Here is a 14,660-nt window from a genome sequence, read left to right on the forward strand (position 1 = left end):
ATCATGGGCTCCGCAGCTTTCTCCCTGACTTCCGTCGATGCACCGGTCTGCCGGTATCTGGAGCTGGACGGCGAGCCCGGCCCCGAGGCCGAGCGGCTCCTCTGCGACGACGAACTGGAGCGCGCCGCGCAGTTCCGCTTCGAGGCTGACCGGCAGCGCTTCGTTGCCGCGCATGCCGCGCTGCGCTGTGCGCTGGCCGCGCACACCGGCGAGCGCCCCGAGGCGCTGCGCTTCACCCGCAGCGCATTCGGCAAGCCTTCGCTGTCGGGCTGGCCGCGGGTGCGGTTCTCGCTGAGCCACAGCCTGGGGCTGGGACTGCTCGCCATCGGCGAACGCGGTCCGCTGGGGGCCGACGTCGAACTGCTGCGGCCGATTCCCGATGCGCTCGCGCTTGCCGCGCAGCATTTCACGGACAGCGAGAACGAAGCGCTGCTGGCCCTGCCCGCCGCCGAGCGCGAGCACGCCTTCCTGACCTGCTGGACGCGCAAGGAAGCCTGCCTCAAGGCCATCGGTCTCGGGCTGGTCGTGCCGACCGAGCGCTTCGAGGTGGGGCTGGAGCCGGACTGCCGGAGCGTGGAGGTGCCCGTGGCCGGCCGGATCCTGTGGCTCGTGCTGCAGCCCGCGCCGCTGCGCGTGGACAGCGTGGGAGCGATTGCGGAATGGCGGCAGACGCATGTGCGCGCCAGCATGCCGGGTTTCGCGGCCCAGACCTGTGCCCGCTCCCGCTCGGCGGAAAGGCGCGCAGCGCCAAGGACGCCGCAATGAACGCGTACCCCTTCATGTTCGGGCCGGCGTCGCGCCAGATCTTCGGCGTGTTCCATGCCGCTGGCGACGGGCGGCCCGGAAGTACCGCGGTGCTCGTGTGCCCGCCCTTCGGCCAGGAGGGCCTGCGGACCTACCGCTTCTTCAAGGTGCTGGCCGAGCGCCTCGCGCGCTCGGGCATCGCCACCCTGCGCTTCGACTTCCACGGTGCGGGCGACTCGCCCGGCGATGAGAGCGAAGGAGAGCTCGACGGCTGGCGCCGCGACCTGTGCTCGGCCCACGAGGAGCTGCGCCGCAGGGCCCCGGGAAGCCGCATCGTCTGGATCGGCGCGCGGCTCGGCGCCACCCTGGCCGTGCTGGCGGCGCGCAACGGACGCTGCGACCCGGCGCGGCTCGTGCTGTGGGAGCCGGTGATCGACGGCCGGCGCTATGCGCGCCACCTGCGCGAGCGGCATGTGGCGGCCATCGACACGACCTTCTGCATTCCGGACCTGGCCTGGCGCCGCAACCTCGCGCACGATCCCGAGGCGCTGCCCGAGGAAGCACTGGGCACCGTGCTGTCGCCCACGCTGCGCACGCAGCTCGGCGCGCTGGCGCCCGAGTCGCTGCCGCTCACCGCCCTGCACGACACGCTGGTGCTGACCTCGCCCGACGACCAGCACACCGCGCAATGGGCGGCCGAGCAGCAGTCGCGCCACATGCCGGTGCGGCTCGCCTATTTCCAGCACCGGCTCGACTGGACCGCCGATCCCTATCCCAACAGCGCCATGGTTCCGGCCGACGCGCTCAACCGCTTGCAGGGTGCCCTCCATGAATGACATGACGCAATGCCCCGTCCGCTTCGGACCGGGAAACGCACTGATGGGCATGATCACCATTCCCATGTACCGGGCGCCGGCCGACGTCGCCTGCCTGATGCTCAACATGGGCGTCAACCACCGGGTCGGGCCGCGCCGCATCAACGTGAAGCTGGCACACGTCCTGGCCGCGCGCGGCGTGAGCAGCCTGCGCTTCGACCTCGGGGGCCTGGGGGACAGCGACGCATCCGACGCCTCGTGCGACGTGCAGGTCCGCGCGGTGCGCGACCTGCGCGCCGGCATGGACCTTCTCGAGAGCATGCTGGGCATCCGCAAGTTCGCGATCGTGGGCATGTGCTCGGGCGTGGAGCACGCCATGACCACGGCCGCGACGGACACGCGCGTGGTGGCGCTCTCGCTGTTCGACGGCTTCGCTTTTCCGGACCGGCGCTCGCGCTGGGAACGCACGCTGCGGCGCGCCCTGGCGGCGCCCGCGCATCCATCGTTCGCGGGCAAGGCCAAGCGCTGGCTGCAGCGCCACCTGCTGCCCAGCCATTCGAACAAGCCGCTGCCCGGCTTCTTCGTGGAACGCAAGCCGCCCGAGGTCAACGCCGTGTGGTTCGGCGCCACCATGCGGCGCCTGGTCGAGCGCAAGGTGGCGGTGCAACTGCTCTATTCGGGCTCGCTGCATGTCTGCGACCACGACCGCGACCAGCTCGGCCCGTTCCGCGGCGAGCCGTTCGCGCAGGCCGTGCAGTACGAATTCATGCGCGATGCCGACCACACGCTGTGCACGGTGCGGGGACAGCAGCTGTTCCTGCGCTCCGTCGGCGGCTGGGTGGCCGCCTGCGCCATCAGCGCCGGCCCCGAGCGCCGCAGCCCCAGCACCAGCCCGAGCCCGCTCGCACCCCTCGTGGAGCGCCCCGCGCGCGGCGCCTACGTCCCGCAGTGAACCGATTCCCCAGGAAGAAAGGACACATCCCATGGCACACCTCGCTCCGGCCAGTTCCTTGCGCATCGCCCGCGCCGTTCCCGCCCGCGCCCGCGTCCGCATCCGATCGGCGGCGCTGCTGTTGCTGCCGCTGTGCCTGGCCGGCTGCGGGGTTCCGGGCTTCGGCCCGCCCGACGGCGGCAACTGGGGCGCCTACCGCTCGAGCGGCAGCGGTGCGCGGGGCGAACCGAAGATCGTCTCCATCACGCCCGAGCTGATCCGCACGATGGCAACGCGCAACCCCGCCGCGCTGCCGGCCGATGTGCGGCAGCTGTTCGGCAAGGCGCCGGCCTACACGATCGCCCCGGGCGACGTGGTCGGCATCGTGGTCTATCGCCATCCCGAGCTGATGCCCAACGCGGGCACGGTCATCTCGCAGCAGTCGGACCCGACCGGGGTGAGCGTCGCGCCCGGCTTCATCGTCGATGGCGAGGGCGAGATCAGCTTTCCCTACGTCGGCCGCACCAAGATCGAGGGCATGACGGAGAGGTCCGCTGCCGAGATGATCTCGCGCAAGATCGCGCCCTTCGTCAAGGATCCGCTCGTGAGCGTCAGGATCCAGACGTTCCGCAGCCGGCGCGTCTATGTGGAGGGCGAGGTCCGCACGCCGGGCCTGCAGATCTTCACCGACGTGCCGATGACGCTGGCCGAGGCCATCAACCGCGCCGGCAGCATCACCCCGGCTGGCGACCGTTCGCGCGTGTCGCTGACGCGCGGAGAACGCACGATGGTGATCGACCTGCCGCTGCTTCGGCGCCTGGGACTCGACCCGACCCGCATCCCGTTGCAGAACGGCGACATCGTGAACGTGGGCAGCCGCGACGACAGCCGCATCTACGTGATGGGCGAGATCCAGCGCCCCACCGCCTTGCCGATGCGCGACGGCCGGCTGAGCCTGAACGAGGCGCTGGGCGATGCGGGCGGCCCGGCGCTGCAGACCGCGTCGACCGACCAGATCTACGTGGTGCGCAACTCGAGCGGCGACGTGCCCGAGGTGTTCCACCTCGATGCGAAGAACCCCGTGGCGCTGGCGCTGGCCGACCGCTTCGAGCTGCAGCCACGCGACGTGGTCTACGTCGACCCCGTGCCGCTGGCGCGCTGGAACCGGGTGATCAGCCTGATCCTTCCCGCCGCGCAGATCGTGAACCTCGGCGGCACCACCAGCCGCCGCTGAAGCCGCGCCCCACCCGTCCAGGCAACACACAAAGGTGATCCTCATGAATGCGCACTGGCAACCTGTACTCCCCGCTCCCTCGGCCCCGGACGCCGAGGCTTCCGACAACCCTCCTTCCAGGCTCCGGGAGCATGTCGACCTGCTGCTGGACAGCCGATGGAAGATCGCGGGCATCACCGCTGTCGCGCTGCTGCTGGGCGCGGCCTACGCCATGTTCGGCCCGCGCGTGTACGAAGCCAACGTGCTGATCCAGGTCGAGGACCCGGACCGCTCGGGCGGCACGCTGGTGGGCGACTCCGCGAGCAACGCGCTCAACGCCAAGACGCCGACCGCGGGCGAGGCCGAGATCCTCAAGTCGCGCCTGGTGCTCGACCAGGCGATCGAGAACACCAAGCTCTACATCGAGGCGCAGCCGCTGTATGTGCCGCTCGTCGGCGCCTGGCTGGCGCGCCGCGCCAAGACGCTCTCCGAGCCGGGCTTCGCGGGCCTGTCGGGTTACGTGAGCGGCAACGAACGGATCGTGGTCGCGCAGATGGACGTGCCGGCGGATCTCGAAGGCAAGCGCTTCCTGCTGACCGCGGGCGCGAACGGTGCGTACACGCTGACCCACCCCAAGCTGGACAAGCCGCTCGCCGGCACCGTCGGCCTGCCGCTCGATGCGCAGACCCCGCTCGGCCCGATCCATCTGCTGGTGGGCTCGATCTCGGGCCTGCCCGGCGCGGCCTTCGAGCTGGTGCGCCAGTCCAAGCAGCTCGTGCTGCTCGAGCTGCAGCGCGAGTTGCGCGTGATCGAGAAGGGCAAGCAGTCATCGGTGGTGGAAGTGAGCTGGCGCGACGGCAACCGGACGCAGCTGGCCAACCTGCTCAATGAAATCGCGCAGCTCTATGTGCGCGTGAACATCGACCAGAAGACGGCGCAGGCACAGCGCGCCCTCAACTTCCTGGGCTCCGAGCTGCCCAAGCTCAAGCTGCAGCTGGAGCAGTCCGAGGAAATCTACAACCAGTACCGCAACCAGAACGGAACCGTCAGCCTGGACGACGAGGCGCGCAATGCGCTGTCGCAGAACCTGGAACTGCAGACGAAGCTGTTCGATGCCACGCAGAAGCGCATCGAGCTCTCCGAGCGCTTCACGTCCAGGGACCCGAGCGTGATGACCATCGACGCACAGATCGCTTCGCTCAGGAAGGCCCTCGGGGGCGTGGAGCAGCGCATCCGCCGCATGCCCATGCTGCAGCAGAACTCGCTGCGCATGCAGCGGGACATCAAGGTCAACACCGACCTGTACGTGTCGCTGCTCAACAGCTCGCTGCAGATGCGGCTCGCCAGGGAGGGGCGGATCGGCAACGTGCGGGTGCTCGACCAGGCGCTGCTGCCGGAAAAGCCGATCCGGCCCAAGCCCTCGATCGTCATGGGCATCGCGCTGATCGCGGGCCTTTCGTTCGCGGCGGGCTCGGCGTTCCTGCGCCGGTCGTGGCGCAAGACCATCGCCAGCCCGGCCGAGATCGAGACCCACACGGGCCTGGACGTCTACAGCACCGTGACGCTCAGCGCGCACCAGCCCCTGCTCGACCGCGCCATTCGCCACGGCAAGCCCGGCGTGCACCTGCTGGCGGCGCAGCATCCGAACGACCCGGCGCTGGAGGGGCTGCGGCGGCTGCGCACGGCGCTGAAGTTCGCCATGCCCAAGGCCTCGAACAACCGCGTGATGATCTCCAGCGCCACGCCGGGCGCGGGCAAGACCTTCGTGTCGGGCAATCTCGCGGCCGTGATCGCCTCGACCGGCCGCCGCGTGCTGCTGATCGACGCCGATCTGCGGCGCAGCAGCGTGGCAGCCATGTTCGGGCTGAAGCGCCGCGGCGGCCTGTCGGATCTGATCCGCGGCTCGATCGAATTCCAGAACGCCATCCACACGGACGTGCTCGGGCACCTGGACGTGATGACCACCGGGGCGCTGCCCACGGACCCGAGCGCGCTCCTGACGAGCGACGCCTTTGCCGAGGTTCTCGAAAAGGCCTCGGAACGCTATGACGTGGTGATCGTGGACACGCCGCCGATGCTGCTCGCCTCGGAGACGGCCGAGCTGGCAGCCTGCATGGGCACGCTGCTGATGGTGGCGCGCGCCGGCGACAACGAACTGGGCGACCTGTCGGAAAGCGCGAACCAGCTGCGGCATGCCGGCGCGCAGTTCCAGGGCGTGGTGCTGAACGCGATGGACACCAGCCGCCGCTACTACGGCAAGCTGGCCTACCGCTACGGCGGCTACCAGCCGCGGGTGCACGAGTACCCGAGCGCGGTTGCCGAGCTTCCCCAACCTGCCCGTGCGAGCGCCGCATCATGAACACACTGCGATCGAATGCCACCGTCCATCCGTCTGGCAATTCACGGCTGCTGATGGGCACCAAGCGGGCCGTGGACGTGCTGCTGGCAGGCGGCTTCTTCCTTGTGCTCGGATGGGCGTTCGCGCTGGTCTGGATCGGCGTGCTGCTGACTTCCGGCAAGCCGGGCATCTACAAGCAGCCGCGCTACGGCCGGGACGGGCGCGTCTTCAGCTTCTACAAGTTCCGCACCATGGTGCCCGATGCCGACGCCGTGCTGGAGCGCTACCTGCGCGGCAACGAGGCGGCCCGGCGGCAATGGGAGATGTACCAGAAGCTCGACCGTGATCCGCGCATCACGCGCTTCGGCGCGGTGCTGCGCAAGTACAGCCTGGACGAACTGCCCCAGTTCTGGAACGTGCTCAAGGGCGACATGAGCGTGGTCGGCCCGAGGCCCTGCATGTTTGCCCAGAAGGAGCTGTACGGCGTCTATTGGAGCAGCTACTGCGCCGTGCGGCCCGGCATCACCGGGCTGTGGCAGGTGAGCGGGCGCAACGAGATCAGCTACCGGCGCCGCGCGGCGATGGACGCGGACTACGTCGCCACCCTCTCGATCCGCCAGGACATCGCGATCCTCTTGAAGACTTTTCTCGTGGTGGCCGGGGCACGCGGCTCGCGCTAGGCGCCACATCCCTCAACCCTCAACCTTTAACCGAAAGAACATATGCGTATCTACGTTGCTGGTCATCGCGGCATGGTGGGGCAGTCGCTCGTGAAGCGTCTGGGCAGCCTCGGGCACGAGGTCGTCACGCGCAGCCACGAGGAACTCGATCTGCTCGACCAGGAGGCCGTTCGCCGTTTCTTCGCCACCGAGCGCGTCGACCAGGTGTACCTGGCGGCAGCGAAGGTCGGCGGCATCCACGCCAACATGACCTATCCGGCGGAGTTCATCTACCAGAACCTGCTGATTGCCGCCAATGTCACGCACCAGGCCTTTCTGGCGAACGTCAAGCGCCTGCTGTTCCTCGGCTCCAGCTGCATCTATCCGCGGCTGACCGAGCAGCCGATCCGCGAGGACGCGCTGCTCGGCGGCCAGCTCGAGCCGACCAACGAGCCCTACGCCATCGCAAAGATCGCCGGCATCAAGCTGTGCGAGAGCTACAACCGCCAGTACGGCGCCTCGCACGGCATCGACTACCGCAGCGTGATGCCGTGCAACCTGTACGGCCCCGGGGACAACTACCACGCCGAGAACAGCCACGTGGTGCCGGCGCTGATCCGCCGCTTCCATCTTGCCAAGACCACCAATGCGCCCGAAGTGCTGATCTGGGGCACGGGCCAGGCCAGGCGCGAGTTCCTCTACGTCGACGACATGGCCGAAGGCTGCACCACCGTGATGGGCCTGAGCCGCGCGGGCTACGAGCAGCACACCACGCCGATGTGCGCCCACATCAACCTGGGCATGGGCGAGGACCAGACGATCGCCGAACTGGCGCAACTGATCGGCGAGGTCGTGGGCTACCGGGGCCGCATCCGCTTCGATCCCTCGCGGCCGGACGGCGCGCCCCGGAAGCTGCTCGACGTGTCGTGCGCGGCTGCCATCGGATGGCACCCCACGGTATCGCTGGCCGAGGGCTTGCATCGCACCTATGCGGACTACCAGAAGTCGCTGCAGCCTGCCGCCCAGGAATTGGCGCATGCCTGAGCCCGCGCCGGCTCCCCGCACTCAACCACAAGCACAAGGCCTCCCATGAGAGCGCTCTCCTTCTGGTCAGGCATCGCCATCGCCTTCCTGTGCGGCTTGCTCGAGCCGGCCTGGGGCTATGCGGCGGTGTGCGTGCTGTCGCTGGTCCAGCTGTCGATGCTCCGCGCGCCGGGGGCCAGCGTCTTCCTGCTGATCCACTACGCCACGATCCTGACCTACTTCTCGGTGGCGCCGGCGATGCAGATCGCCGCCGACGTCTCGTTCTGGGACACGGGGGTGATCGGCCCGGTCGCGCACATGCAGGCGTTCACGCTGCTGCTGCTCTACATGGCGGGCGTCGAAGCAGCCCGGCTGGGCCTGCCCGAGGCACCGGCGCCGGCGCGCGCGCACGCGGCGCCCGAGCTGCCGGCGGCCGGCGTGGCCCACCCGGCCCTGCTGCTCCTGAGCGGCGCGGTCTCGGCCTTCGCTTCGCTGTTCATCCGCCCCGAGCTGAACTTCATCGCGCGCGGCATCCCGGGAACCGAGGAAAGCCTTCCTGTCGACTACATCATCTATTCGACGCTGCCCAAGCTGATCGTGCTGATCTGCTTCGTGGCACTGACGATCCATGCCATGCGCCGCGGCACGTTCTGGTCGTGGTGTGCCGCGGGCCTTGCGCTGGCAATGGCTGCATTCGCCGCGAACCCGGTCAACACGGCACGGCAGGTCCTGCTGATCGGCCTGCTGCCTCTTTTCATCCATCTCTTGGGCCGGGGCTGGCGCTGGACGCTGGGCCTGCTGATCTTCGGCGCCATCGCCGGCCTTGGACCGGTGCTCAACCTGGTGTCGCGCGGCAGCTTCTGGGGCGAGACGCTCACCACCTTTCCCTTCAGCCCCGACTTCGACGCGATGTACGTCGTGGCCGGCATCCTGGAGCGCGCATCCGAGCCCGAGCTCGGGTGGGGGCGCTATCTGCTGTCGGCGTTCTCGTTCATCCTGCCGCGCGACCTGAAGCTGTTTCCGGACTTCGATCCGCTGGGGTGGCCGGCCATCCTGGGCAACTTCTCGCAGTCCAACCTGTCGCTGCCGCCCTTCGCCACCGCGTACTTCGACTTCGGGCTGGCCGGGCCGGTGATGTTCGGCCTCGCGATCTCGGGCGGCTTCCGGGTGCTGGACAGGATGGTCGATCCGCGCGCCGCACTGTCAGGCAGCTATCTGTGCGCACTGGTGCTGCTGGCCGCCTACGTGCCGTTCCTGCGCGGGCCGATCCTCGGCTGGGGGCCGTTCGCGGCATCGGGGCTGATTGCGGCGCTGCTCGCCGGCCTGCTGAGTTCGCGCTTCCGCGCGGTGCGCCGCCGCGCGGCCCGCTACGCCCCCCGCTCGGCCTGAGGTCCAGCATGTACAAGTACCTGTTCTACGACACGATCCGCCTCAACCGCGGCGCGGGCGGCGTGCTGAACGTGTCCGATCTGCTGCTGCGCCGGATGCGCCTGTGCAAGGGCGACCACATCCAGCCGGTCAGCGAACGGCACCCGCACCTCTTTGCAGTGGCGCGGCGCCTGCGCATCAGCCGGTTCCTGGTCGAGATACTGCTCTACAACTACCACCGGCTGCGGGCGCTGGCCTCGGGCGAGCGGGTGTTCTCGCTGTTTCCGAACTACTTCCTGCCGTTCACGCTTTTCGGGCGCCACCGGGACTCGATCGTGATCGTCCATGACCTGCAGTACCGCCACTACCCCGCGTACTTCAGCCGCACCAAGCGCCTGTGGCTCGACTGGAACCTCCGGCGCGTGGCGCGCAGCGCGGCCGACGTGGTGTTCATCAGCAGGAGCAGCCAGCAGGATTTCGAGCAGCACTTCGGACGCTGCGAGCACGCGAGCGTCATCTTCAACCCGGTGGAGGCCACGCGCGCCGCAGGCTCGGCCAGTGCGGCCGGACCGTCCCGCGAGCCGCCCGCGGGCGAGCGCTACCTGATCGCGTCCTACCACTACTACCCGCACAAGAATTTCGGCGCCGCGCTGAAGCTCTTCGAGCGCATGAAGCGCGCGGGGCTGGTCGACTGGCTCGACATCACGGGCAACGGCGCGGCCGAGGTGAAACGGATGGTCGCCGGCATGGCCCCCGAACTCGGCAACTGCGTGCGGCACCGCGGACTGGTCCCGCGCCAGGATCTGACGCGGCTTTATTGCGGCGCGACGGCCTTCATCTCGCTGTCGGCTTTCGAGGGCTTCAATCTCTCGGCCGCCGAAGCCGCCACGCTGGGTGTGCCGCTGCTGCTCTCGGACATTCCGGTGCACCGCGAGCTGTTCGGCGGCTACGCCTTCCTCATCGGCAGCGAGCCATGCGACATGGACCAGCTGTCCCGGTACCTGGACGAGCACCGGGACACGCAGCCGGCCTGGCTGCATGCCGAAGCCTGCGCGCCCGGCGCGGTGGCCAGGCGCTATCTCATGCTCAAGCGCGAGGCCGTCTCGCTTGCCGGAGCCATGCAATGACACGCAGCGCAGGCGTTCTTCGACAGCTGCTCGCGGCGGGGATGCTCGGCGCCGCCTGCGCGTCGACCTCGGCAGCGGCGGACTCGGGCTTTGGCGTGATGGTGCACTACCTGCCCGACAGGCAGTCGATCGCCGACGCCGCCCGCTTCGACGTCGAAGCGTTTGCGGCGTCGCTCGCACAGATGCGCGCGTCCCACCTCATCCTGACGCTCGGGCAGAACAACGGCCAGTACATCGCGCCGAATGCGGCGCTCGAGGCGCTGTGCCCGCACACTGCCGCGGACCGGCCGCCGCGCGACCTGCCGCTGGAGATCGGCCGCGCGCTGCGCAGCCGCGGCATTGCCCTGGTGCTCTACCTGCCGTTTCGCGCGCCGCAGGCAGACCCAGCGCTGATGGAGTGCCTGGGCGACATCTCCGAGCAGAAGCCGCCGCCGGCAGATTTCATCGCCGCATGGACTGCGGTGATCCGCGACTGGTCGCAGCACTACGGCGCGCTTGCCAGGGGCTGGTGGTTCGACGGCGTCTACAACACCCGGGGCATCTCGCCGTCCGGCTGGGATGCGCTGTGCGCCGCGGCGCGCAGCGGCGCCCCCGACCGGTGGCTGGCTTTCAATGCGGGCGAAGGCCCGGCGCGCTTCAGCGCCAAGGCCGCGCCGTGCCAGAACCTGATGGCCGGCGAATTCATGCAGCCTCCCGCGCAGCTGAGCGCACCGCGTTCGGAGCTGAAGTTCCATCTGCTGACGCCGCTCGGCGCCTCCTGGGGCCAGCCGACGCCGCCGCGCTTCACCGCCGCCCAGGTGCGCGGCTGGATCGCGCAGGCGAATGCGCGCAGCGGGCTCTTCACGCTCGACCTGCCGCTGGACGACGACTTCCGATTTCTCCCCGCGCACGTCGCGCTGGTCCGCAACGCGACGGCACCCCGGCCCTGAGACATGACCATGACCCATTCCCTTGCCTTCATCGTGGTGGAAGACCGCCAGAACAAGTCCCTGCTGCTGTGCCGCGAATCGGCGGCACGTGCCGGGGAGCCGCTGATCGTGCTGTCGGGCACCGACGCCGGGCCCGGCTACGAGCGCCTGTGCCGCACCTATGTGCACCTGTCGAGCAATCCGCCGGAGTTCGAGAAGATCTGCTTCCGGCGCTACTTCCTGCTGTCGGAATATCTGCGCGCCCATCCGGAGCACCGCGAGTTCGTGCTGATCGACAGCGACGTGCTGCTGTTCAGCGGCGTCGGCGCGCACATCCGGCGCGTGGCTGGAAAGGCGAATTTCTCGGGCTCGTACCTGCGCCCTGTCGATGGCTGGGACCCCTGCCAGATCTCGCCGCACGTCAGCTACTGGACCGCCGCAGGCCTGCAGCAGTTCATCGCGTTCCTGCTCAACACGTATGCAACGCCCAGCGGCCGAAGGAAGCTGCGCGCGATCGCGGCGCGGTTTGCCGCGCGGGGCGTGCGCGGCGGGGTGTCGGACATGACCCTGCTGCACCTCTGGGCCCATGCGAGCGGCAATGCAGCGCCCATCAACCGGGTGTTCGGCGGACGCGTGATCGACCACAACATCAACGGCGGACACAACCTGCTCGTGAACGAATTCCAGGACCGGGGCGGCGCCAAGCGCCTCGTGTTCGTCGACGGCCAGCCCTGCCTGGTCACGCCGGCGGGCGAGTTGGTGAACGTGCTGGCGCTGCACTTCCAGGGCGGCGCCAAGATCGCGATGGCGCACGTGCTGCATGGCCGGGTGCACACGGTCGCCGCGCTGACCTATGCGCTGCGGCTGGCGCGCCGGGCCAAGAACTGGGCCTTCGGCATGCGCCAGCTCGCGCAGCGCCCCGCGGGCGGCGGGCGCTTTGCCGGCGCGGCCGAACCGAAATGACGCCGACTCCCGCGGGCAAACACGCACGGCCATGAACATCCTGAACCGCACCGTTCAACTCACCGGCATGCGCGCGGTGCAGCTCCACGGCGTGGGGGCGCTGGCTTCGCGGCTCTATGTGTACCTTGCAGGCTTTGCGGCGCTGTTCCTGATGGCCGCGCATGTCTCGCCGTCGGACTTCGGCGAGTATTCGATCTACCAGTCGGTGATGGAAGTGGCGCTGGTGGTGGCCATGCTGGGCAGTCCGCTGCTGTTCGCGCGCCATGCCGCCACCGTGCCGCCGGGCGTGCGCCGCGGCGACGTGGTCCGCACGCTGGCCATCGGGCTTCCGCTGGCCGCGCTTCTGAGCGCCGCCGTGCTGCGCATCCAGCACCTGCCGGTGGTGGGCGCGCCCTTCGCGCTGCTGATGGCGGCGCTCGCGGTCTTCTCGTTCATGAGCCTGCGCCTGTCGTACAGCCGGGGGCTGGGCCGTGCCGGCCTGCTCAACCTGGAGGGAGGCATCCGCTCGACCATCCTGGTGATCGGCGTGGCGGCCTTCGCCGCCTGGGGCGCCGAGCTGCGCGCGACGCAGCTGCTGCTGATCAACCTGCTGGCCTTCGTGCTGGTCGGCGCGGCCTGCATGCAGACGCGCTGGGTCGCGGGCCCGCCGGCCGGGCCCGCCGCGCTCGAACTGGCATCGCAGGGCAAAGCCACCGTCTATTCGCTGCTGATATTCCTGCTGCGCAAGTCGGACCTGCTGGTGGTGGCCTTCTTCATGCCGCTCGGGTATGTGGGCGCCTTCAAGATCGCCTTCCTGCTGGCGGAGGCGCCCTCTCAATTCGTGCAGGCCTTCCTCTACACCAAGACGCGCCCGATGCTGGGCACCGATCCCGCGGACGCGGACGGCACGGACCTGCGGCTCGCCAGGCACTCTTTCCTGCTGGGCTGCGCGCTCTTCGCCGGGCTCGGCGTCGTGATCACGGCCGCCGCGCCGCTGCTGAAGGTGGGGCGCGAGGCGCTCGAGATCTTCCTGTGCATGGCGCCCTATTTCCTGCTGCGCACCTACACGGTCCACCACGAGATGCTGCTCGCGCTCAAGGTGCCGATGGGCTCGCTGGGGTGGTGGGCGCTGGCCGAGGTGCTGCTGCGGCTCCTGGCTTACGGCGTGGTGGTGTCGACGTTTCCCGGCAAGCCGCACTACGTGTTCTTCATTGCCGCCGTGTCCGACCTGCTCCTCTACGAGGTGCGGATGCGTGCGCTGCTCGGCTTCTTTCCGCTCGCGCGGCTGGTTCGCGGTTCCTTCCAGAGACCTTCATGAAAATCCTGCTCTATTCGATGAACTTCACGCCGGAGCTCGTCGGCATCGGCAAGTACTCGGGCGAGATGGCCCAGTGGCTGCATGCCAAGGGCCACGCGGTCCGGGTGATCGCTTCGCCGCCGTTCTTTCCGCACTGGGTGCCGTTCGAAGGGCACTCGGCCTGGGCCTACCGCAAGACGGACTGGAACGGCATCACGGTCTGGCGCGCCCCCACCTGGGTGCCCGCCCGGCCGCGCGCGCTGGCGCGCATGGTGCACCTGTTCTCCTTCATGCTGTCGAGCATGCCGCTGCTCTTCGGGCAGCTGCGCTGGAAGCCGGACCTGGTCTTCGTCGTGGAACCGCCTCTTTTCTGCGCGCCGGCGGTGCTGTTCTTCTCGCGGATGCTGGGCATCAAGTCATGGCTGCACATCCAGGACTACGAGGTGGACGCGGCCTTCGACCTGGGCCTGGTGCGCGGTGCGCGGGTGCGGCGCTTCGCGCTCTCGGCCGAGCGCTGGCTCCTGAGCCGCTTCAGCCGGGTGTCGACCATCTCCGCCGCAATGCTCGACAAGGCCAGGAACAAGGGCATCGACGCGGCCCGGCTGGTGCTGCTTCCCAACTGGGTGGACGTGCGCTCGATCTACCCGCAGCCGGCCGCGGCCCCGGGCACCGGCGACGGCGCGAACGGCTACCGGGCCATGCTCGGCATTCCGGACGACGCGGTCGTGGTGCTCTATGCGGGAAGCCTGGGCAACAAGCAGGGCATCGAACTGCTGGCCGAGGCGGCGGGCCGGCTGGCGGCAGCCAGGCACATCCACTTCGTGCTCTGCGGCAACGGGCCGAGCCGCGAGCCGCTGAAGGCCGCATGCGCCGGCCTGGACCACGTGCATTTTCTCGACCTGCAGCCGGCCGAGCGGCTCAACGAGCTGCTGGGCATGGCCGACATCCACGTGCTGCCACAGCGCGCCGACGCAGCGGACCTGGTGATGCCCTCGAAGCTGGGCGGCATGCTCGCGAGCGGCAAGGCCGTGATCGTCACGGCGCATGCGGGCACCGAACTGAGCAACGTGGTGTCGGGCCGCGGCCTGGTGGTTGCGCCCGGCGACGCCGATGCGCTGGCCGAGGCCATCGCGCAGCTCGCCACCTCGCGCCCGGAGCGCGAAGCCATGGGGGCGGCCGCGCGCTCCTTCGCCGAAACCGAGCTGGACCAGAACGCCATCCTGCAGCGCCTGGAGCGCGAGCTGCTGCGCTGCCTTGCCGACTGACACCACAACACACGCCACCCACGACATCCA

The 14,660-nt window shown here is 69.4% G+C and carries 13 protein-coding genes; all 13 read left to right on the forward strand.

Features of this window, described 5'->3' with window-relative positions:
* Nucleotides 1-3 precede the first annotated feature (3 nt).
* From IB278_RS09450 to IB278_RS09510, 13 genes are read left to right on the forward strand one after another with little or no spacing between them, the layout of a single operon-like run.
* Nucleotides 4-765, forward strand: a complete 762-nt coding sequence (locus IB278_RS09450; RefSeq protein ID WP_145744858.1) for a 4'-phosphopantetheinyl transferase family protein — start codon at nt 4-6, stop codon at nt 763-765.
* A complete protein-coding gene (locus tag IB278_RS09455; RefSeq protein ID WP_192323280.1) occupies nt 762-1,580 on the forward strand; it encodes a serine aminopeptidase domain-containing protein in 819 nt (272 codons plus the stop codon). Before IB278_RS09450 ends, IB278_RS09455 begins: the two co-directional genes overlap by 4 nt.
* A gap of 49 nt (nt 1,581-1,629) precedes the next feature.
* The gene (locus IB278_RS09460) at nt 1,630-2,511 is read left to right on the forward strand and encodes an alpha/beta fold hydrolase (RefSeq protein WP_225612827.1); all 882 of its coding nucleotides are present in this window, start codon (nt 1,630-1,632) and stop codon (nt 2,509-2,511) included.
* 31 nt (nt 2,512-2,542) lie between these two features.
* Entirely contained in the window at nt 2,543-3,724 is a 1,182-nt protein-coding gene (locus IB278_RS09465) for a polysaccharide biosynthesis/export family protein (RefSeq protein WP_192323281.1), read from the forward strand.
* A gap of 43 nt (nt 3,725-3,767) precedes the next feature.
* A complete protein-coding gene (locus IB278_RS09470; RefSeq protein ID WP_192323282.1) occupies nt 3,768-6,062 on the forward strand; it encodes a polysaccharide biosynthesis tyrosine autokinase in 2,295 nt (764 codons plus the stop codon).
* Nucleotides 6,059-6,721, forward strand: coding sequence for a sugar transferase (locus IB278_RS09475; RefSeq protein WP_145744849.1), 663 nt, complete (start codon nt 6,059-6,061; stop codon nt 6,719-6,721). Before IB278_RS09470 ends, IB278_RS09475 begins: the two co-directional genes overlap by 4 nt.
* Nucleotides 6,722-6,763: 42 nt before the next feature.
* Nucleotides 6,764-7,744 (forward strand): GDP-L-fucose synthase family protein, encoded by a 981-nt coding sequence (locus tag IB278_RS09480; protein ID WP_145744847.1) that lies wholly within the window; start codon nt 6,764-6,766, stop codon nt 7,742-7,744.
* A gap of 45 nt (nt 7,745-7,789) precedes the next feature.
* Nucleotides 7,790-9,112 (forward strand): hypothetical protein, encoded by a 1,323-nt coding sequence (locus tag IB278_RS09485; RefSeq protein WP_192323283.1) that lies wholly within the window; start codon nt 7,790-7,792, stop codon nt 9,110-9,112.
* Between the two features lie 8 nt (nt 9,113-9,120).
* On the forward strand, nt 9,121-10,218 hold the full coding sequence (locus IB278_RS09490) for a glycosyltransferase (RefSeq protein WP_145744843.1): 1,098 nt from the start codon (nt 9,121-9,123) through the stop codon (nt 10,216-10,218).
* Nucleotides 10,215-11,147, forward strand: a complete 933-nt coding sequence (locus tag IB278_RS09495; protein WP_145744842.1) for a hypothetical protein — start codon at nt 10,215-10,217, stop codon at nt 11,145-11,147. Before IB278_RS09490 ends, IB278_RS09495 begins: the two co-directional genes overlap by 4 nt.
* 9 nt (nt 11,148-11,156) lie before the next feature.
* Nucleotides 11,157-12,089, forward strand: a complete 933-nt coding sequence (locus tag IB278_RS09500) for a hypothetical protein (RefSeq protein ID WP_225612828.1) — start codon at nt 11,157-11,159, stop codon at nt 12,087-12,089.
* A gap of 31 nt (nt 12,090-12,120) precedes the next feature.
* Nucleotides 12,121-13,386 (forward strand): lipopolysaccharide biosynthesis protein, encoded by a 1,266-nt coding sequence (locus IB278_RS09505; RefSeq protein WP_192323285.1) that lies wholly within the window; start codon nt 12,121-12,123, stop codon nt 13,384-13,386.
* A complete protein-coding gene (locus IB278_RS09510) occupies nt 13,383-14,630 on the forward strand; it encodes a glycosyltransferase WbuB (protein WP_145744836.1) in 1,248 nt (415 codons plus the stop codon). The genes IB278_RS09505 and IB278_RS09510 overlap by 4 nt, the downstream gene beginning before the upstream one ends.
* The last annotated feature ends 30 nt before the right edge of the window (nt 14,631-14,660 follow it).

Source organism: Variovorax sp. VRV01 (genome assembly GCF_014852545.1).
In the GTDB taxonomy this organism is placed as follows: domain Bacteria; phylum Pseudomonadota; class Gammaproteobacteria; order Burkholderiales; family Burkholderiaceae_C; genus Variovorax; species Variovorax beijingensis_A.

Bases quoted from the DNA above. Each gene is read 5' to 3' on its own strand.
- IB278_RS09505 (WP_192323285.1), top strand. From the start codon at position 12,121: ATGAACATCCTGAACCGCACCGTTCAACTCACCGGCATGCGCGCGGTG.
- IB278_RS09475 (WP_145744849.1), top strand. From the start codon at position 6,059: ATGAACACACTGCGATCGAATGCCACCGTCCATCCGTCTGGCAATTCA.
- IB278_RS09470 (WP_192323282.1), top strand. From the start codon at position 3,768: ATGAATGCGCACTGGCAACCTGTACTCCCCGCTCCCTCGGCCCCGGAC.
- IB278_RS09490 (WP_145744843.1), top strand. From the start codon at position 9,121: ATGTACAAGTACCTGTTCTACGACACGATCCGCCTCAACCGCGGCGCG.
- IB278_RS09450 (WP_145744858.1), top strand. From the start codon at position 4: ATGGGCTCCGCAGCTTTCTCCCTGACTTCCGTCGATGCACCGGTCTGC.
- IB278_RS09455 (WP_192323280.1), top strand. From the start codon at position 762: ATGAACGCGTACCCCTTCATGTTCGGGCCGGCGTCGCGCCAGATCTTC.
- IB278_RS09510 (WP_145744836.1), top strand. From the start codon at position 13,383: ATGAAAATCCTGCTCTATTCGATGAACTTCACGCCGGAGCTCGTCGGC.
- IB278_RS09480 (WP_145744847.1), top strand. From the start codon at position 6,764: ATGCGTATCTACGTTGCTGGTCATCGCGGCATGGTGGGGCAGTCGCTC.
- IB278_RS09495 (WP_145744842.1), top strand. From the start codon at position 10,215: ATGACACGCAGCGCAGGCGTTCTTCGACAGCTGCTCGCGGCGGGGATG.
- IB278_RS09500 (WP_225612828.1), top strand. From the start codon at position 11,157: ATGACCCATTCCCTTGCCTTCATCGTGGTGGAAGACCGCCAGAACAAG.
- IB278_RS09465 (WP_192323281.1), top strand. From the start codon at position 2,543: ATGGCACACCTCGCTCCGGCCAGTTCCTTGCGCATCGCCCGCGCCGTT.
- IB278_RS09485 (WP_192323283.1), top strand. From the start codon at position 7,790: ATGAGAGCGCTCTCCTTCTGGTCAGGCATCGCCATCGCCTTCCTGTGC.
- IB278_RS09460 (WP_225612827.1), top strand. From the start codon at position 1,630: ATGATCACCATTCCCATGTACCGGGCGCCGGCCGACGTCGCCTGCCTG.